Origin of the sequence: Microbulbifer hydrolyticus (assembly GCF_009931115.1) — a bacterium.
Taxonomy (GTDB): domain Bacteria; phylum Pseudomonadota; class Gammaproteobacteria; order Pseudomonadales; family Cellvibrionaceae; genus Microbulbifer; species Microbulbifer hydrolyticus.
Genome location: NZ_CP047491.1, coordinates 2560242 through 2579383, shown reverse-complemented (window position 1 = coordinate 2579383; position 19142 = coordinate 2560242). Strand labels below are relative to the sequence as shown.

General features: G+C 57.4%; 15 protein-coding genes. 14 read left to right on the top strand and 1 reads right to left on the bottom strand.

What is annotated here, in order from left to right:
* Positions 1-18: 18 nt before the first annotated feature.
* The 14 genes from GTQ55_RS10930 to GTQ55_RS10865 all read left to right on the top strand — a co-directional run bounded on the left by GTQ55_RS10930 (position 19) and on the right by GTQ55_RS10865 (position 18582).
* Entirely contained in the window at positions 19-693 is a 675-nt protein-coding gene (locus GTQ55_RS10930) for a GntR family transcriptional regulator (protein ID WP_161858760.1), read from the top strand.
* A 35-nt stretch (positions 694-728) separates the two neighbouring features.
* Entirely contained in the window at positions 729-1037 is a 309-nt protein-coding gene (locus tag GTQ55_RS10925) for a DUF6122 family protein (RefSeq protein WP_161858759.1), read from the top strand.
* A gap of 144 nt (positions 1038-1181) precedes the next feature.
* Positions 1182-2603, top strand: a complete 1422-nt coding sequence (locus tag GTQ55_RS10920; RefSeq protein ID WP_161858758.1) for a Type 1 glutamine amidotransferase-like domain-containing protein — start codon at positions 1182-1184, stop codon at positions 2601-2603.
* Between the two features lie 701 nt (positions 2604-3304).
* Positions 3305-6151, top strand: a complete 2847-nt coding sequence (locus GTQ55_RS10915) for a TonB-dependent receptor domain-containing protein (protein WP_161858757.1) — start codon at positions 3305-3307, stop codon at positions 6149-6151.
* A gap of 81 nt (positions 6152-6232) precedes the next feature.
* On the top strand, positions 6233-7759 hold the full coding sequence (gene yfcC, locus GTQ55_RS10910) for a putative basic amino acid antiporter YfcC (protein ID WP_161858756.1): 1527 nt from the start codon (positions 6233-6235) through the stop codon (positions 7757-7759).
* Positions 7760-7815: 56 nt separating this feature from the next.
* Complete coding sequence (gene iadA / locus GTQ55_RS10905) at positions 7816-8988, top strand: beta-aspartyl-peptidase (RefSeq protein ID WP_161858755.1); 1173 nt, start codon at positions 7816-7818, stop codon at positions 8986-8988.
* A gap of 9 nt (positions 8989-8997) precedes the next feature.
* On the top strand, positions 8998-9441 hold the full coding sequence (locus GTQ55_RS10900; RefSeq protein WP_237567652.1) for a helix-turn-helix domain-containing protein: 444 nt from the start codon (positions 8998-9000) through the stop codon (positions 9439-9441).
* Positions 9438-10727: a cyanophycinase gene (locus GTQ55_RS10895; protein ID WP_161858753.1), complete on the top strand. Its 1290-nt coding sequence runs from the start codon at positions 9438-9440 to the stop codon at positions 10725-10727. Before GTQ55_RS10900 ends, GTQ55_RS10895 begins: the two co-directional genes overlap by 4 nt.
* Before the next feature lie 330 nt (positions 10728-11057).
* Positions 11058-12407: an aspartate aminotransferase family protein gene (locus tag GTQ55_RS10890; RefSeq protein ID WP_161858752.1), complete on the top strand. Its 1350-nt coding sequence runs from the start codon at positions 11058-11060 to the stop codon at positions 12405-12407.
* 68 nt (positions 12408-12475) lie between these two features.
* Entirely contained in the window at positions 12476-13861 is a 1386-nt protein-coding gene (locus GTQ55_RS10885; RefSeq protein WP_161858751.1) for a glutamine synthetase family protein, read from the top strand.
* A gap of 366 nt (positions 13862-14227) precedes the next feature.
* Positions 14228-15040: an OmpW/AlkL family protein gene (locus tag GTQ55_RS10880; protein ID WP_161858750.1), complete on the top strand. Its 813-nt coding sequence runs from the start codon at positions 14228-14230 to the stop codon at positions 15038-15040.
* Positions 15041-15284: 244 nt separating this feature from the next.
* On the top strand, positions 15285-16688 hold the full coding sequence (locus GTQ55_RS10875; RefSeq protein ID WP_161858749.1) for a glycosyltransferase family 4 protein: 1404 nt from the start codon (positions 15285-15287) through the stop codon (positions 16686-16688).
* Positions 16688-17473, top strand: coding sequence for a class I SAM-dependent methyltransferase (locus GTQ55_RS10870; RefSeq protein ID WP_161858748.1), 786 nt, complete (start codon positions 16688-16690; stop codon positions 17471-17473). Before GTQ55_RS10875 ends, GTQ55_RS10870 begins: the two co-directional genes overlap by 1 nt.
* Complete coding sequence (locus tag GTQ55_RS10865) at positions 17470-18582, top strand: prenyltransferase/squalene oxidase repeat-containing protein (RefSeq protein WP_161858747.1); 1113 nt, start codon at positions 17470-17472, stop codon at positions 18580-18582. Before GTQ55_RS10870 ends, GTQ55_RS10865 begins: the two co-directional genes overlap by 4 nt.
* On the opposite strand, the gene GTQ55_RS10860 is transcribed toward GTQ55_RS10865, so the two are convergent.
* On the bottom strand, positions 18508-19140 hold the full coding sequence (locus GTQ55_RS10860; protein WP_161858746.1) for a class I SAM-dependent methyltransferase: 633 nt from the start codon (positions 19138-19140) through the stop codon (positions 18508-18510). The genes GTQ55_RS10865 and GTQ55_RS10860 overlap by 75 nt on opposite strands.
* Positions 19141-19142: the final 2 nt, after the last annotated feature.

Here is a 19142-nt window from a genome sequence, read left to right as displayed (position 1 = left end):
AAGCCACGAGGCCAGCCAGTGAGAGACGCCGAGTTTACCGAGCCGCAGGAAGAGTTCCGCACCACCCAGGAGCGGGTGTACTACCAGGTGCGTGACGCCATCCTGCGCGGCCAGTTCCTGCCTGGCATGGCCATCACCATCCGCGGCCTGGCCGCAGAGCTGGACTGCAGTCCAATGCCGGTGCGGGAGGCGTTGCGCCGGCTGACGTCGGAGCGCGCATTGGAGCTCTCCGATACACGCCGGGTTACCGTGCCCACTCTGACGCGGGAAAAACTGGATGAAATCTGTGCTGCCCGGGTGGCACTGGAATGCCAGGCTGCAGCTCAGGCGCTGCCCTTTGTCGGTGAGGAGGAGATGGGAGCGCTGCGGGCACTGGACGACCGGGTTACTTTCGCCCTCGAGAAAAAAGACATCCAGGAATACGTCACCGCCAACCTGGAGTTTCATTTCACCCTCTATCGGCTGGGTCATCCCCATATCATCCTGTCACTGATCGAGAGCCTGTGGCTGCAGACTGCGCCGCTTCAGCATCTGGTGTTTCAGCGCTTCGGCGTACAAGAGCTGCCTGACCGCCACCAGGATCTGATCGACGCTATCGCCAGCAATGACGAACAGCGTGTGCGTACCGCGATCCGCCAGGATATTGAAGAAGGCCTGGGTTCCATTTCTGCCGAAGAGTTGCTTTCCGTCTAAAAGCTATTGGCAATCTGAAAGTTGTTGAAAACCTGATGTTCAGTTATCTCCATATTGTTTTACACCTTCTTGTTCCTCTTGCCATCGCCTGGTTCTTCTTTCGCGATGAATGGAAAAAAGCGGCGCTGTTTATGCTGGCGGCAAACCTGGTCGATCTGGATCATTTGCTGGCATCGCCGATCTACGACCCGGACCGTTGCAGCATCAACCACCACCCCCTGCATACAATGTTTCCGATTTCCTTTTACGGCGCCATGATGTTCCTGCCGTGGAAGCCAGTGCGCTGGCTGGGTATTGGTTTGGTTGCACATATGCTTCTGGATGCGATCGACTGCGGCATCTGATTTGCAATCGGATGCCCGTGTAAACTGTCCCATTTTTTCCAAAACTTGACTGTTTTTTCCCATCGGTCGTTGATTCAATGTTTGCGGTGGATCCCTTGAGTAATCTTGTGTGGCAAAAAATAACGATGCTGCAAGGAGCTACCCATGGGAACCAGATACTTGTCCGTTTTATTATTTTCTCTGTTTGGTGTTGGATTTTTCAGCCACGGGGCACAGGCCTGCGTCTCGGCGGAAAGCGAATCCAACGACGCCGAATCCGATGCTGACGGCCCTGTCTGTTCAGGGCAGATCGTAGCGGGCAAGATTGCCAATCGCCGGGATCAGGATTGGTACTACTTCAATATCGACACCCCTTCCGATCTCGACATTACCCTCAACCATTCCAGTGGAGACGACTTCGACTGGCACCTGTACGACGTGTCGCAACGTCTCTACAGCGCAGAAACCGGCAACCGCCCCGAGTCCGCCAGTGTCAGTGTCGGAGGAAGCGGCCTGTATACCCTGAAGGTGACCCGCCACAGCGGACGTGGAGACTACACCCTGAGCGTGGACGGTATTCCTACGGATACCGGTGGCAGCAGTAGCGGAGGAAGCAGCGGCGGCAGTAGCGGTGGTGGCGGCGACTGTGAGCTGGGTACGCGTCCCGCAAAACCCGGTGGCTTGACCCGCTATATTTCCGGCAGTGAAGCGGATGTTTGCGTAAACCAGTCTGGTGGGGGGCTGCTGGTGATGGGCGGTGGCAGCGATGTGGACGCGGCCTTTACCCGGCGCGTGGAGCCGCTGATCGATGGCGGTGACGTGGTGGTGCTGCGTACCAGCGGCAGCGACGGCTACAACGACTACCTGCTGGGTCTGCTGAACGCCGATTCCGTGGAAACCCTGATTGTGGATCGACCACAGCACGCCAACGACGCCTATGTCGAATGGGCGGTGCGTTCCGCGGAGTTTGTGTGGATTGCCGGTGGTGATCAATCCGATTACCTGAACCAGTGGCAGGGCACGGCACTGCAACAGGCCCTGGATGCTGTGCTCGCCCGCGGTGGTGTGCTGGGTGGCACCTCAGCCGGCGCTGCAGTGCAGTCAGAGTACATTTATGATCCGGATGGTGTACTCGGTGCCTATTCCTCCGAAGCGGTGACCGACCTGTGTCACGAATACATCAACATCTCCACGGGCTTCCTGAGCACCGCGACCATGCAGAGCGTGATCGTGGATACCCACTTTGCCGAGCGTGACCGTATGGGCAGGTTAATGGCGTTCATGGCGGGTCTGCCCGCGGGGATTCAGGGGGTCGGGGTAGATGAAGCGACATCCATCTTCTTTACGCCGGACGGCAACGGGGTCGTGGATGGCAGTGGCAGTGTCTACGTTTTGCTGGAGGATGGGCAGACCAGTCGCACCCAGGCCCAGTGCGGTCAGCCGGTAGTATATGAGGATGTATTGCGCTACAAACTGGACGAATTCGATCAGTTCAATATTCTGACGGGTTCCACCAGTGTCACGCCGAAGCGAATCGGCATTGATGGACGCTCGGGTAATTTTTATATCAATCAGCCTTACCAGTAACCGTCCCTGTTGCCTCCCTAGCAACATAGGACCTGTTCAAATGGCATGGCCGGGGAGGGATTTCTCCTCCGGCCGTGCTATTCAGATAAACGTTTCTTTATGCTTGCGCAAAAGATCCGGGCTGAAGTTGCTGCGCAATGCGCAGATTATTCGGTTGTCGCAGGGATTTTTACACGAATTAAATCTGATAACAGAATTGCTTTACAGCATTTTTGCAGCGTGATAAAAAATAGAGAGTGGTTTGCTAGTAAACTCCTATTGGGTATTCGGGCGTTAGCAGTCAGCCACCGTCAGAAATACAGCGCAACGTACTTGATAAACAGTGCAGGGCATACAGAGCAAAATGAACAATATTGCTGCCATTGAGCGCTGCTCCTCCAACTACTATCTCAGCGAGTGGTTTGACGAGTAGCTTTCCCGCCTCGGTTTAACCGGGGGCTCCGCCTTGGTCGCGGGCGCAGGGAAGCTATGAGTCGGAATCTTCCGTTCTTAGATTTACCCCCCTAAATTATTTGCCAGCTATGTGCGAGTCCGCTTGCGCGCTGCCGGGTATCCGGGTTGCTGTGCATTGCCGCCGGTTTTCTCCCTGAAACAATTTCAGCCAGCTTTGGTGGGCGTGCTCCTGTGCCCGTCACACCAGGAAAATACGCAGATCCCAGAGATCCACTAGAGACAGGAAACGTTTCCTGAAGGGTATAAAAATGGATAACAAAGACAAACTGAGCAAATCTCCGCTGAGTAAGGCTATTCAACTGGCACTAGGCTGCTCGCTGATGAGCGGTAGCGCACTGGCGATTGCGCAGAAACCTGCACCCGCGGAATCCACCGTGGAAGAAGTAGTAGTGACGGGCACCCATATCAAAGGCCTGGATACAGAAGGCGCGGTGCAGGTGGTGCAGATCAACCGTGACGATATCGAAGCGTCCGGGGCAACTTCCCCCATTGAAATCCTGCAACAGTTGTCCCAGACCGGCGGCGGCAGCGGCACCTTCTCTACCGCTACCTCCGGTGCACTCTCCAGCAGCACTCCGGTGGGGGCGGCCGGTGTATCCCTGCGCGGCCTTGGTGCCAGCTCTACTCTGGTACTGGTGAACGGTCGCCGTGTATCCGTGAGCTCCTTCGCCAAGGGCCAGGAATCCTTCGTCGACGTAAACTCCATTCCGCTCTCTGCCATTGAGCGGGTTGAAGTGCTGCCCAGCGGCGCCGCCGCTACCTATGGTGCGGATGCGGTTGCGGGTGTGGTGAACTTTGTACTGCGTGACGACTTTGATGGCAGTGAAATTTCACTGACCCACGGCAACTCCACTGCCGGCACCGATGAAGGTAAATACAACCTGAACTGGGTTTGGGGCCGGGAAGGCGAACGCAGCCACACCATGGTGGTGGTCGACCTGTTCTCGCGCAATGCCATGTACGATCGTGACCGCGAGTTGACCGCGAATTCCGTACGTCCGAGCCAGCAGGGTGTTTATCCGAGTTTCAATGATTTCGGCTGGATGTGGTACGACCAGACTGAAGATCCCGCCTCTGGTGGTTGCCCGGAAGACCAGTTTGGTTTCGGCGAGTTCGGTGAGTATTGCGAGTTCAATACCAATGCAGTGGCTGCGACACAGGATGAATACGAGAGTGCGAATGTAGTAGCCACATTCAATTACGATCTTTCCGACAATCTGGAGTGGTTTAACACTCTGATGCTGCAAGCCAGCAAGTCTAGCGGTACTTCTTCTCCAGCGAACTTCTCTCGTGCACCGTTCGATCCGGAAAGCCCCTACTGGCCGGAAGCCCTGAAAGCAGACATGATCGAAGAAGGCGGGGTCGATGACTTCAGTGACTTCTATGGTTGGCCTGTTCTCGCATACGGCAAGTTTCCAGATGCGCGTGCAGTAGAGGTGGAAAATGAATCCATGCGTTTGGTGTCTGGCCTTCGCGGTGAAGTTTCCGACTGGAACTGGGAAGTGGCTGCGAATCTGGGGCGCAGTGAATCCGAGCAGCGCGGAGTTTCCGGGCTGTACAAGGCGGATGCTTTCTACAATGCAAGTGTTGGTAATCTGTGTACCGATGGTTCCGTTGTAGATCGCTGGGAAGTGGATTTTGTACGTCCCGGTGCGGGCTTTGGTGCGGGAGAAACCTGTGAAGATTTGGGGAAAACTACGGCTTGGTACAACCCATTCGGTGGCCAGGTTGATCAGATGGCTGAAGTGGCGCAGTTGATCCGCACCGACGCAAAGCGCGGTGGTACATCCAGTCTGTACGCCATTGACGGTAATATTTCCGGGAGCTGGCTCGAGTTGCCGGCGGGCGCGATTCAGGTAGCCTTTGGTGGTGAGTTCCGCCGCGAATCCGTCAAGGACACACCGTCTGGCGATGCGGTTTCCACCACCCTGAATCCCGAGCCGATCCTTGGCTTCAGCTCCACTTCTGCCGATGCCGCACGCAACCAGTGGGCGGTCTACATGGAGCAGATGATTCCGTTGGCTGCCAACACCGAACTGCAGTTTGCATTGCGTTACGACCACTACGATAGCTTTGGTGGCGATGCCAACCCGAAGGTTGCTTTGCGCCATGCATTTAATGACGCAATTATTTTTCGCAGTAACTGGTCCACCTCCTTCCGTGCACCGTCGCTTGCGCAAACTGGTGCGGGCACTCTGTTGTCCAGTTATCGCACGGATTGCAGCGTTACCCCAGAGGCTTGCGACGGAGATCCTGAGAGCTCCGGTCTGTCACTGTTCTCGGAGGACGTTAGCAATGACGATCTGCAGCCGGAAACTGCAACCACCTGGGGTGCCGGTTTCCTGCTGAAACCGTTTGATGACACCGAGATTACCGTCGACTACTGGAATATCGAGCACGAAAACCTGATCGGTATTGAAGAAGACGACTTCATCCTGCGTGCGTTCAATGGCGAGTTCCCAATAGTGGGCCTGGGAGAACTGCCGACTGGCCAGCCTGGCCTGGAGGTAGATCGTGGTTTTGTAGTGGATGCGCACTTCCAGCTGTCCAACCTCGGTTGGCAGAAGACCAATGGTGTGGATGTGGCGTTTACCCAGTATTTTGACACTGAAAACTGGGGCAGCTTCCGCTTTACCCTGGACGGTACTTACCTGAATGAATTCGACAAGCTGCCGTCCGACGCACTGGGTATTGTGAAAGAAGCCGGTAATTACACCTATCCGCGCTGGTTGGCCAACAGCTCCCTGCGCTGGCGTTACGAGGACTGGTCCTCCACCCTGAGTGCCCGTTACACGCACAGCTATATGGATGACCCTGACGCACGCGTTTTGAATGCGGTGTTCGCGGAAGGCAATGAGTATTTTGCTTCTCGGGTCGATATCGATAGTGACGGCAATGTGGAAGTCGACAGCTGGTTAACCTTTGACTTGAACGTCGCCCGTGACTTCGACAACGGCAGCTGGCTGAGCCTGCGGGTGAACAACCTGCTGGATGAAGAGCCGCCGCTGGTGCTGGGCACCGGGGCCAATGTGGATCACTTCAATCACGATTCCATGGGCCGTTTCTATACCCTGAGTTACGGCTACTCGTTCTAATCAGTGTCTCACAGGAACTGATTCCGGCGGGCGCGCGGTGTGCGCCCGTCGATTTTTTTTCAATGACTGCGGTGTATTCCTATGCAGACAAGCGAATCCCAGACCTGCGACCCGGAGCAAAACAGTGCGGTCGAGCAATCGGTGGCGAAAACCTGGGCAATGCCGGATACCTATCTGATATTGCTGGCGGTTGCACTGGTTGCCTTTGCGCTGAACTTTGTCATTCCTGCGGGCACTTTCGACACGGTTATCACCGAGGTGAATGGTGTTGAACGGAGCGTGATCGATCCTGGCAGCTACCAGCCTGCCGAGGGCGGCCCCACCGGTATGGCGGTGTTTGCGGAAGGGGGGGGCATCGGGCTCCTGAACTTCGCGTTCGAGGGCATGGTTTCCGGCAGTAAGTGGGGCGCATCCATCGGCGTATTCGCGTTTATCCTGCTGACCGGTGGTGCATTCGGCCTGATCTTTGCCAGTGGTTCAGTAGAGCGCGGCCTGTTTCAGGTGATTGCGCGCAATCGGCAGGCGGGGCATTTCTATCTCGCTATCCTGTGTTTTCTGTTCTCTCTGGGCGGGGCGGTGTTTGGCATGGGCGAGGAGGTGATTCCGTTCACCCTGATCGTAGTGCCGCTACTGGTGTCCATGGGCTATGACAGCATCACGGCATTGCTCGTTACCTATGTGGCCACCCAGGTGGGGTTTGCCACTTCGTGGATGAATCCGTTCGGAGTGAGTATCGCCCAGGGGATTGCCGGCGTACCGCTGATGTCTGGCAGCGGCCTGCGCATGGGATTGTGGCTGCTGGCAACCTGCGGTCTCGCTGCCTACACCATCGTGTACGCGCGACGGATTCAGTGCCAGCCTACGCGCTCCCTGGCCTATGCTTCCGACCGGGTGTTCCGCGACAAGTCCGTGTCCACCACTGAGCTGAAGACCATGGCGCGCGGCGACGGGTGGGTCTTGCTCCTGTTCAGTGCCGGTATCGCGTGGATGATCTGGGGCGTGGTAGAGCGCAGTTATTTTCTGCCGGAAATTGCCACGCAGTTTTTCACTATGGGCATTGTCATCGCGACGGTGGCTATCGTGTTCGGCCTGAACGGCCTTACCCCAAACAAGGCAGCGGCAGCGTTTCGCGAGGGTGCGCAACAATTGTTGCCCGCGGCCATGGTGGTGGCCTTCGCCAAAGGTATCGTGCTGTTGCTCGGCGGTGATGACCCCGAGGGCGCTAGTATTCTTAATACCATTCTGCACGCCGCGGGCAGTGGCCTCGCGGATGTGTCGGGTGCTGTATCTGCCTGGTTTATGCTGGCGTTTCAGACGGTATTCAATTTCTTTATTACTTCCGGTTCCGGCCAGGCCGCGCTCACCATGCCCATCATGGCACCTCTCGCGGATGTCGTCGGGGTTACCCGGCAGACCGCGGTGCTCGCTTTTCAGTTGGGCGATGGCCTCACCAATATCATCGTGCCCACTTCGGCGGCGCTGATGGGGTGTCTGGGGGCGGCGCGCCTGGACTGGGGCGTGTGGCTGCGCTTTGTGCTGCCATTGCAGGGCATTTTGTTCCTGTTTGCGTCACTGACAGTGCTGGTAGCGGCCGCATCGGGTTATTAACTTCCCAGCGTGCAATCGGACCCGGTAAAAGTACCTACAAATTCAAGTTGTCATTTATGTCTCAAATTACCCTGATAAAAAATGCGGAAGTGTTCGCGCCCCGCAGCCTCGGCCGCTGCGATGTGCTGGTGGCGGGAAACGCGATCGCGCAGATCGACCAGCATCTTACGCTGCCGGAAAATATCGGGCAGGTGGTGGACGCCGACGGTGCCTGGCTGATGCCGGGGCTGGTGGATTCCCTGGTGCATATCAGTGGCGGCGGTGGTGAAGCGGGTTTCGGTTCCCGCACACCGGAGCTGGATGTGCGTGAAGCGATTTCTGCGGGCGTCACCACGGTGATTGGTGCACTGGGTACCGATGCCACCACCCGTACCCTGAACGAGCTGTTCGGCAAGGCGAAAGCGCTGGAGGCGCAGGGGATTAGCTGCTTTATCCAGACCGGCTCCTACCAGGTACCGGTAAATACACTGACCGGCAGTGTGCGCAGCGACATCATGCTGGTGGAAAACATGATCGGTGTCGGTGAGCTGGCAATTTCAGATCATCGCTCGTCGCACCCCTCTCGGGATGAACTGATCCGCATTGCCGCCGATGCCCGGGTTGCCGGCCTGTTGAGCGGTAAGGGCGGTGTGGTGAGTATCCATGTGGGCGACGGTGCCGGGCGGCTGCAACCGCTGTTTGATGTGGTGGAGCACTCGGAGATCCCCATTACCCAGTTCCTTCCCACCCATATGAATCGCAATATGGCGTTGCTGGAACACGGCGTGGACTTTGCCCGCGCCGGTGGCTTTATCGACTTCACCACCTCCACCACCGCGGAAATCCTTGCCAGCGGTGAAATGCGCGCGAGCCGCGCACTGAAGCTGGCACTGGAGCGGAAAGCGCCCATCGACCAGCTCACCTTTTCCTCCGACGCCCAGGGGTCACTGACCAATTTTTGCAACCAGGGAGAGTTGCAGGATATCGAGGTGGGCAGCATCGCCAGCCTGTTCGAGGAATTCCGCCGTGCGGTACAGGAAGAGGGCGTGGAACTGGCCAGTGCACTGCAGGTGGTGACCAGTAACCCCGCGCGGGCGCTGGGACTCAAACGCAAAGGCCTGGTCGCGTCCGGGCGGGATGCGGACCTGATTCTGGTGGATCCGGCGAGATTCCAGATAACCCATACCATGGCCCGGGGGCGTTGGCAGCTGTTTGATCGCCAGCCTTACGGCGGCCGCGAAACAGGATAGGACATAACGATGGATGGAGTGGTGCAACAGCCAGGACCTGTTCGCGATCAACGTCTGTTTGAAGAGGCCATGACGCTGATGCGCAACAACCTCTCCGAACCACTCCAGACCGGCGAGCTCGCCAGCTACCTCAGCATCTCACAGAAAAAACTCGAGCGGTTGTTCCTGCGCTTTGAGGGCGTATTGCCCGCGCGATTCTATCGGGAGCTGCGGCTTGAAAAAGCGAGGTCACTGCTGCACGAAAGTGCACTGGGCATCGATGAAATAGGGCGCCGCTGTGGGTTTCGTTCTGCATCCCATTTCAGTCGCTGTTTCAAATCCTTCTGTGGCCACAGCCCGCGGATGGAACGGCAGCAGGGAGGGCAGCTGCGTGTCGAATCGAAGCGCAGTCCGTTTCCCGGCGGGCGGCACTGCGGACGAATAGAAAAATTGATGATGGAAATAATGCTATGAAATTTACCGGTCTGGTGGCGACTCTTGCAGGGCTATGTTTACCTCTGTTCGCCGCGTGCAGTGATTCGGGTGCGCAGGCGAAGGCGTCCGCCGATTCCGGCAGCCTGTTGATTGTGGGCGGTGCACTGCGCAGTGATAATACCGCGGTCTACCGCGCGTTTATCGAAGGTGTGCCGGAAAAATTCCCCGACGTGGTCATTGTGCCGGCCGCGTCCGGTCGGCCCAGTCACTATGCGCAACAGTTTCAGGCGGACCTGCGCAGCCATGGTTTTAAGGGCAGAGTCCGCATTTTGCCTATTGCCGACAAAGACGATAAGTCGACAGAGTCCATCGATGAAAGTGACTGGCAGCAGGGTGGTCACGACAAGGCGCTGGCCGAAAGCCTCAATACCGCTGGTGGCATCTGGTTTGTCGGCGGCGACCAGACCAGAATCACTCGCACCTTGTTAGACAAGGAGGGGCGCGATACGCCCGTGTTGGCCGCGATCCGGGCCCAGCTTGCCAATGGTGCCATTGTGGGAGGTACCAGCGCCGGCGCGGCCATCATGAGTAGCACCATGATCGCCGCGGGGGATTCCCTGAGTGCACTCACGCTACCCGCCGTGGAAACCTACCAGGGCATGGAAAGCCAGGAATCCGGGCAACTGTTGCTGTCCCGCGGATTGGGGTTTCTGCCGGTGGGCGTGGTGGACCAGCACTTTGATCGTAAAGCCCGTCTTGGGCGCCTGGTTCGCGCGCTGGGAGGTGTCACCAGACCCGAGGAGCCGCTGGGATTTGGTGTGGATGAAGATACTGCGCTGCTGGTCGATCTGGATGTCGCATCCATGAAAGTACTGGGGGCGGGAACCCTGGTTGTGGCGGACGCGCGCAGTGCGACGTTCGCCGATGCCGAAGACGGTTTCGCTGCCCGCGATCTGCGTGTGAGCGTATTGAGTCACGGTGACAGCTACAACTGGCGCGAACATCGCGTATCCGCCTCCGGCAGCGAGACCCTTGGCAACGAGGCATTCGGCTATCGCGCTACCCAGGGGGCCGGTATTGCGCTGGCCAACCCGCGCCTGGATCAACTGCTGGGTTTCTCCCTGCTGGACAATAGCGACACCCGCGAATTGCGCCGCTATGCGTTCGACGATCAGACTGGTAAGGGTGTGCTGTTCCACTTTCGTCAGGATGATCAGAGCCGCGGTTTCTGGAGCTACGGCTCCGGCACCAAGGATCAGTACACCATCCTCGATGTGGCGCTGGATATCGCGCCTGTTTCCGTATCGGTGACGGCGGCCCGCTGATCGAACAAGTCTTTTCACAGGGGGCTGGTGCCCCTGACTGCCGAGTCCCACGCCTTGTGTGGGCTCCGCGGAATGGCCTGCCCCGGACTCTCGCACGTCCCCATTCCCAGCGCTTCCCCTCCTGTTTGCCGCCTCTGAAGCCTGTTTCTCGCGATGACGACCAGTGCTTCGCGATCGGCACTAGGCTTGTGCTATCGGTGTAACAGTGGCTCGTCGTGAATACGGGTTGCACCTTCTCCGTTCTTGCCCCTAAAATGTGATCACATTTTGCGGTGATGCCTTACAAGTCTGAGCATTACCGCAGGCGTTATTCGAATCAGGAGTGAGTTCATGAACAAGAACCAGTTACAACAGCATGACCGCGAGCACCTGCTGCACCCGTTTACCGACTTCAGTGATCTCGGCAAACAGGGCACGCGGGTCATCACCAGTGCCGAAGGCGCCTATATCACGGATATTGATGGCCACACCATGCTCGACGGCATGTCCGGCCTGTGGTGCTGCAACCTGGGCTACAGCCGTCGGGAAATCAGCGAGGCTATCTACGAGCAGCTGAATAAGCTGCCGTTCTACAACAGCTTCTTCCAGTGCACCACGGTGCCTTCGATCGAGCTGGCGGATCTGCTGGCGGAAGTGACTCCGGCACATATGAACAATGTGTTTTTCACCGGTTCCGGCAGTGAGGCCAACGATACCAACCTGCGCATCATCCGCCGCTACTGGGACCTGAAAGAGCAGCCCAAGAAGCGCATCGTGATCTCCCGCAAGAACGCTTACCACGGCTCCACCATTGGCGGTGCCAGCCTCGGTGGCATGAGCGGCATGCACAAGCAGTTCCAGGGACTCGATTACATCGAGCACATCCAGCAGCCCTACTGGTTTGGCGAGGGCGGCGACATGTCACCGGAAGAGTTCGGTGTGCACGCGGCGCGCAGTCTGGACGAGAAAATTCAGGAGCTGGGCCCGGATAACGTGGCCGCGTTTATCGCCGAGCCCATCCAGGGTGCCGGTGGGGTGATCATTCCGCCGGAGACCTACTGGCCAGAAGTGAAGAAAGTGCTGGATCAGTACGACATCCTGCTGGTGATGGACGAGGTGATTTTCGGATTTGGCCGCACCGGCGAGTGGTTCGGTGCCGATTACTACGGCATGAAGCCGGATCTGATGACCTTTGCGAAGGCGGTCACCAACGGTTACTTCCCGTTGGGCGGCACCATGGTCAGCGACCGTGTGGCGGATGTGATCAAGGCAAAGGGTGGTGAGTTCACTCACGGCTACACCTATTCCGCGCACCCGGCTGCCTGTATGGCCGGTATTGCGACCCTGAATATTCTGCGCGAAGAAAAGATCATCGAAACTGTGCGCGATACCACCGGCCCGTATCTGGCCAAGCGCTGGGCCGAGCTGGCGGACCACCCCATCGTGGGCGAGGCGCGTAGCCTGGGCCTGGTCGGCGCACTGGAACTGGTGAAAGACAAAGGCAGTCGAGCGCGCTTTGACGACCAGTGCACTGCGGGCGGCGTATGCCGGGATATGAGCATCAAAAACGGCCTGGTGATGCGCGCCACAGGCGACACCATGATTATTGCACCGCCGCTGATTCTCACCACGGAACAGATTGACGAGCTGGTGGAAAAGGCGCACCGTGCCCTGGATGATACCGCTCGGGCCATGGCGTAAACTCCGCTACAGGCCCCGGTATTTTTCGTCAATACGGGGCCTAATTTCCCATCAATGTGAATCGTTTTATGGCAGCACAAAAAAAATATCAGCCGTCCCCAGAATTGCTTTCGGACTCGGAAGTGTTTCTTGAAGCGCACCCGGATCTTAAGTGGATCGAGGGGTTTGCCTTTGATATCAACGGTATCCCGCGCGGCAAGTGGCTGCCCGCGGATTCCGCCATGAAGTTACTCGGCGGCGGGTTGCAGATGCCGCGCAGTGCCGTGAGTTTGGATATCTGGGGGCGCGATATCGAAAATAGCCCGCTGGTGTTCGCCAGTGGTGACAGCGATGGTGTCTGTCAGCCCGTATCTCCGGTCTGCCTGGCGCCCTGGCACCGCGAGCAGACGGCACAACTGCACATGCAATTGTTCGAGGCGGATGGCTCGGAACTTTACGCGGACCCGCGCGCGCAGTTGCAGAAGGTGGTTCGACGTCTGGGCGAACTCGGCTACAAGGCGGTGTGCGCCACTGAGCTGGAGTTCTATCTTCTGCGAGAAGAGGCTGATGAGCTGGGGCGCCCGCGCCCGGTGAGCGACAACGACTCTGATCTGGTGCCCTCCACCGATGTCTATGATCTCGCAGAGCTGGATTCGCAGCGGCACTTTTTTGCCGATGTGCGGGCCGCCTGTGAAGAACAGGGGATTCCTGCGGATTCCATCCTGTCCGAATGCGCGCCGGGGCAGTTTGAGATCAACCTGCTGCACTGCGACGATCCGCTGAAAGTGGCGGATCAGACCCTGTTGTTCAAACGCTTGCTAAAAGGGGTGGCGCGTAGTCACGGTCTGCGTGTGAGTGCTATGGCCAAGCCGTTTGGCGAGCTTGCCGGCAACGGTATGCATGTGCATATGAGCCTCGTGGATAACGACGGTAACAATGTGTTTGATGACGGCACGGATACGGGTTCAGACCTGTTGCGCCATGCCGTGGCGGGCATGATGGCGACGGCCAACGATGCCATGGCGATTTTCGCGCCGCACGCCAATTCCTATCGCCGCTTCCAGGAGAGTAGCCATGCTCCCCTGAATCTGTGCTGGGGGTACGACAACCGCACCGTGACATTCCGCATCCCGGCCAGTGAGCCCAAGGCCCGCCGGATCGAACACCGTATAGCGGGAGCAGACGTCAATGCGTATCTGGTGTTGGCCGCAATTCTCGCTGGCGTCTGTCACGGTCTTGAAAACAAGCTCCAGCCCCCGGCGCCGGTAGAGGGCGACGCCTATCAGGTAGAGAGTGATCAGTTGATCAATACCTGGGTTGGCGCACTCAACCGGTTTGCCGATAGCGAACTCTGGCAGGAGTACTTCGACCCAAAATTCGTCGAGCTGTTTGTATTGCTCAAGCGCCAGGAGCAGGCAGAAATTGCCGCGCGAGTTACCGACGTCGAATACCAGAGTTACCTGCAGCGGGTTTGATCCACTGCCAGGAATTTTTCAGGCGTGGATTGCGACCAATATGTAACGGCTTTGATGACAGGGTGAGTGGCAGTTGAAAATGCTCTGCTATACCTAATTCAGACAGCTGTGAACTTGCATGCACAGCGCGTCGCAAACTCTCCTCCTGAAAGTGTGTTCGAGAAAACTGGCCCGCCTTTTGGCGGGCATTTTTTTTGGGCGAAATAATTTGCAGAAATTTCTTCCTATTTGTCGGGTAAACCTTAGGCGGTACTTGCTGTTTTCCGGAAAACTCCACCTATACTCAAACTAACCGCACGCACGGGTCACAATTTATTTGTGGCTCCCGTCGGCCATGGAGCATTTCAGAGTTACAAGGAGTTACCCATGCGAACCAAGCATCTTCTTTTGCCGTTGGCCATTGCCGCCGCCAGCGCAACTTCGCCGGCTTTTGCCGATTTCACTGGCGGTGATTTTATCGTGCGAGCCGGTGCGGCCTTTATGGATACCGAGGACTCCGTTTTTTCCGAGTCCGCTATCGTCGATGTGCTGGATCCCGATGATCCCGATTCAACCATTTCGGTAGAAGTCGGGGACTCGCTGGACCTGGATGACGATACCACCTGGTTTATCAACGGTACCTTTTTTGTCGCCGACCACTGGGCAGTTGAGCTGTACTATATGGACGGCGCGGACCTGGAGGCTGACTACGATACCTATGTGATCGGGCCGGATTTCGAAACCCGTAGCTCCAATCGTCTTGGAGACTTCGAAACTAATGTGACCAGCCTGTATGTGGATTGGTACCCGGTGTGCGTAGAGTCCTGGATACAGCCCTATATTGGTGTCGGCGTTAACTATACCGACATCGATCAGGATTACTTGCGCCCGGTATTTGTCGAAGACGTGGTGAATTCGAATGGCGTGGTCACGGAAAGAATTGATCGCGGATTGGTCAATTTTGGCAGTTCCTGGGGATGGACTGCACAGGTGGGCGTGGATATCGAATTCGGGCGTAATGCCAATTGGCTGGTCAACGCTTCTGCCATGTATATCAATGCCGACCCCGAAATCGAAGTGGGTGTCGATAACGTGGTGCTCAGCAACGGGATTGTTGTCGATTCCGTTCGTTACAAGGATGATCTGGATTACGATTCCTGGATTTTCAATCTGGGCGTAGGCTACAAGTTCAGCTTCTGACCTGAAGAATGCTCCAGACCCGATTGCCCCGACTCTTGCACCTGCTGCGAGATCGGGGCTTTGTCGTGGTGGCAACTGCTTCGCCGGCTTGTATGAAAAAAACACACTCCCGGTGTCGGACTGAGTAGTCTGGTCTCCGGCGTGGACGGTTTCTGTCTGGCAGTCATTTCTTGCCCAGTGTATTCTTCGCCTCTTTCGGCATCCGACGTTTCGCGTTCGCCAAAACAATAACTATGGGGAATCTATGACCGCCTTGGGAAATCGTACAGACGGTCCATCGGCCCAGTTGCGGCCATTGAATATCTGCCTGCTCGGTTATCGCAGCCATCCCCATTGTGGCGGGCAGGGTGTTTACCTTTACTACCTCAGTAAGGCGCTGGTCGACGCTGGCCACAAGGTGGATGTGATTTCCGGCCAGCCCTATCCGGAGCTGGACCCGCGGGTGCGCCTGATCAAGATGCCCGGGCTGAACCTCTACGAGCATCCACGTCCCACACGGGCGCTCCGGCCACGGCACCTGTTGAGTTGGGCTGACTTCCACGAATGGTTTGGCAAGCTCACCGGTGGATTTGCCGAGCCGTATAGCTTTGGCCGACGGGTCGCCCGGTACCTGAACACCCATGGCAGGGAATATGACGTAGTGCACGATAACCAGTCGCTCTGTTATGGCCTGCTGAGTATCGAAAAGCAGGGCCTTCCCGTCGTCGCTACCATCCACCACCCAATTACCCGCGACCGCCAGCTGGCGATCGACGCCGCACCGGACTGGTTCTATCGCCTGCTGGTCCGACGCTGGCACAGTTTCCTCAGAATGCAGATCAAGGTGTCCCGCAGGCTTAACCATATTGTCACGGTTTCGACACAGTCATTTACCGATATCGTGGAGCAGTTTGGCGTGGCGCCCTCGCGGCTGGAGCTGATTTACAACGGGATTGATACCGAGCTGTTTACTCCCCAGCCGCACATCGCGCCGGACCCCTGGCAGATCATGACGACGGCCTCCGCTGACCAGCCCCTCAAGGGACTGCGCTTTCTTTTACAGGCGATGGCGCTACTGCGGGGAAGATTCCCGAAACTCAAATTACTGGTGGTTGGAAAATTGCAGGAGGGTGGTGCGACAGAACAGCTGCTTGAAGAACTTGGCCTTCAATCTGCTGTGCGTTTTGTTTCCGGTATTTCAAATCGTGAAATGGTGGAACACTATGCCACTTCCTCGCTGGTGGTGTGCCCCTCACTCTATGAAGGGTTTGGGTTGCCGGCCGGCGAGGCCATGGCTTGTGGTGTTCCCGTGATTTCGAGCAATGGTGGTGCATTGCCCGAGGTTGTCGGGGATGCTGGCATCGTTGTTCCCGCGGGAGACAGTGGCGCACTGGCGCGCTCGATTGACAAACTTTTGATAGATGCCGCTCTGCGTGAGTCTCTCGGTATCGCAGGCCGCCAACGCATCGAAGAAAAATTTTCCTGGCAGGTGGCGGCCCGCCATCTGGTGGCTTACTACCGGGAAATTATCGGTGAGAAGCATCGCGAGAGGGATTGTTTTGATCGCCCGGCCGCGACTGCAGAGCAGATGGAGCCCGCTACTGCAGAGAGTGACGGAGCCGCAGCCAGGGTGGCAGAGAGTCCAAAACGCCACGGGGAAGCTGCCTGATGATTACGGTGGATCCCTCGCTGCTGAACCTGCAACCGGGGCAGCGAGTACTTGACCTGGGTTGTGGTGAGGGGCGCCACGCCATTCACCTGATGTTGACCGATGAAGTCGAAATTTTTGGCATCGATTTGAGTCAACGGGATATCAATACGGCCAGCGAGCGCGCCGCGCCGTTTTTTTCGGCCGGGCAACAACGTGGTCGCCTTCAGTTTGGCGTTGGTAATGCGCTGCAATTGCCATTCGCTGATCACTTCTTTGACGTGGTGATCTGCTCTGAAGTGTTGGAGCACATTGAGGATTACCAGGGGGTGCTCAACGAAATCAACCGGGTGCTAAAGCCATCTGGCGTTTTTGCGGCCACCGTTCCGGCATTTTTTCCGGAGTGGGTCTGCTGGAAATTGTCCGACGACTACCACCAGGTAGAGGGCGGGCACATCCGGATTTTCCGTGAAAAGCAGCTGCGAAGAAGCGTGGAAGCCCTGGGGCATCAATACTTTGCCCGCCATAAGGCCCATGCACTGCACGCCCCTTACTGGTGGCTCAAGTGCCTCTTCTGGGGCCGGGACGATCACCCCCTGATTACCGGATACCACCGGGTTCTGGTTTGGGACCTGATGCAAAAGCCTCGACTTACCCGCTGGCTGGAAAAACTGCTCAACCCGCTACTTGGGAAAAGTATCGCCCTGTATTTTGTCAAACCGGCTCCGGTGGAGCCCGCGGCAGACAATGGGGAATTGACCGAACTCGACTACCCAGAAGCTGCTGTTCCGGAGAGCGCAGTATGAGTATCTCCCTCGATACCACCTCAGTAGGAACGCCGCTGTACCCCCGGGAGTTTGTGCGCCGCAGTGGCGAGTACATTCTTTCTCAACAGCTGGCGGATGGCTGTATTCCGTGGTTTACCGGACACTACGCGGATCCCTGGGATCATGTGGAAGCGGCCATGGGACTCAGTATTGCTGGTGAGTACGATGCGGCCGAAAGTGCCTACGCCTGGCTGGCGAGCATTCAGCTGGACGATGGAAGCTGGTGGGCCGCCTACAAAGACGGCCAGGTAGATAACCGTGAGCGCCGGGAAAGCAACTTTGTGGCCTATATCGCGACCGGCATCTGGCATCACTTCCTGATCACTGGCGACCGGGAGTTTCTTCACCGGTTTTGGCCGATGGTGGATCGCGCTCTGGGTTTCGTACTGGCGCTTCAGTCACCCCATGGCGAAATCCAGTGGGCTGTCGACGGAAACGGTAAGCCCCTCATGGACGCCCTGATTACCGGTTGCGCTTCCATTTACAAAAGTCTTGAGTGCGGTATCAATATTGCCACCGTTCTCGCAAAAGCGCGGCCGGAGTGGCATTCGGCCAGAGTGCGGCTGGGCGAGGCGTTGAGGGATAAACCACAACGGTTCGATCGAACCTGGGAAAGCAAGGCCCGCTTCTCCATGGACTGGTTTTACCCGGTCCTGACCGGCGTCTTCGAGGGCGCTGGTGCAAGGGCGCGGTTGCAACAGAAATGGAACGAGTTTGTTGTGGCGGGGCTGGGTTGCCGCTGCGTGAACGACGAGCCCTGGGTAACGGTTGCCGAGTCCTGTGAACTTACCATGGCATTATTGGCGGCAGGTGAAACGGCGAAAGCCGAAACCATTTACCGCGGGCTGCATCGCTGGCAGGACAGCGATGGTGGATACTGGACTGGCTATGTCTATCGGGACAGTGCCGTGTGGCCTGAAGAGAAAACCACCTGGACGGTAGGTGCCATGCTGCTTGCCGCGGATGCCCTGGCAGGGCTTACCCCCGCCAGCACGCTGTTTACCCGGGTGAACCTACTGGATGCGTCGCAGGATGCCGAGAGTCTTGACCATCTCCACGAGCTCGAACTGGCCGGAAGCCAACGCTAGCTTGTAAATCTCGTAGGGCGCCTGACCACCATCTTTCGGATCGGGGAAAATGTCGTGAATGGCCAGATAGCCGCCGGGCACGATATGCCGGCTCCACGCGCGGTAATCGGTAACCGCTGCCTCCAGCGAATGGCCACCGTCGATAAAAACCAGCCCGAGTGGGGTATTCCAGTGGCGAGCGGCTACCGCAGAGGGCGCGACTACGGGTATAACATTTTGCTCCAGCCCGGCTCTGCGCATATTGCTGCGGAAATTGTGAAAGCTATCCATCAACTGGCTGCGATCATCGAACAGGTCGCTGTCGTGGTACTCCTCGCCGGGCTGGTGTTCCTCTGAACCGCGATGGTGGTCAATCGCGAATAGTGAGTTGTCCATCAGTCTGCAGGCGCTGCCAAGATACACGGTAGATTTGCCACAGTAGCTGCCGACTTCCAGTACGGGGCCCAGATCGCTGGCTTCAGCGGCGAGTCGGTAGAGTGCTTCTCCCTCCTGAGGATCGAGAAAACCTTTGATGGTTTCGATGTCCAGGGGTAATTCAATTGGTCGGGACGTTTCCATTG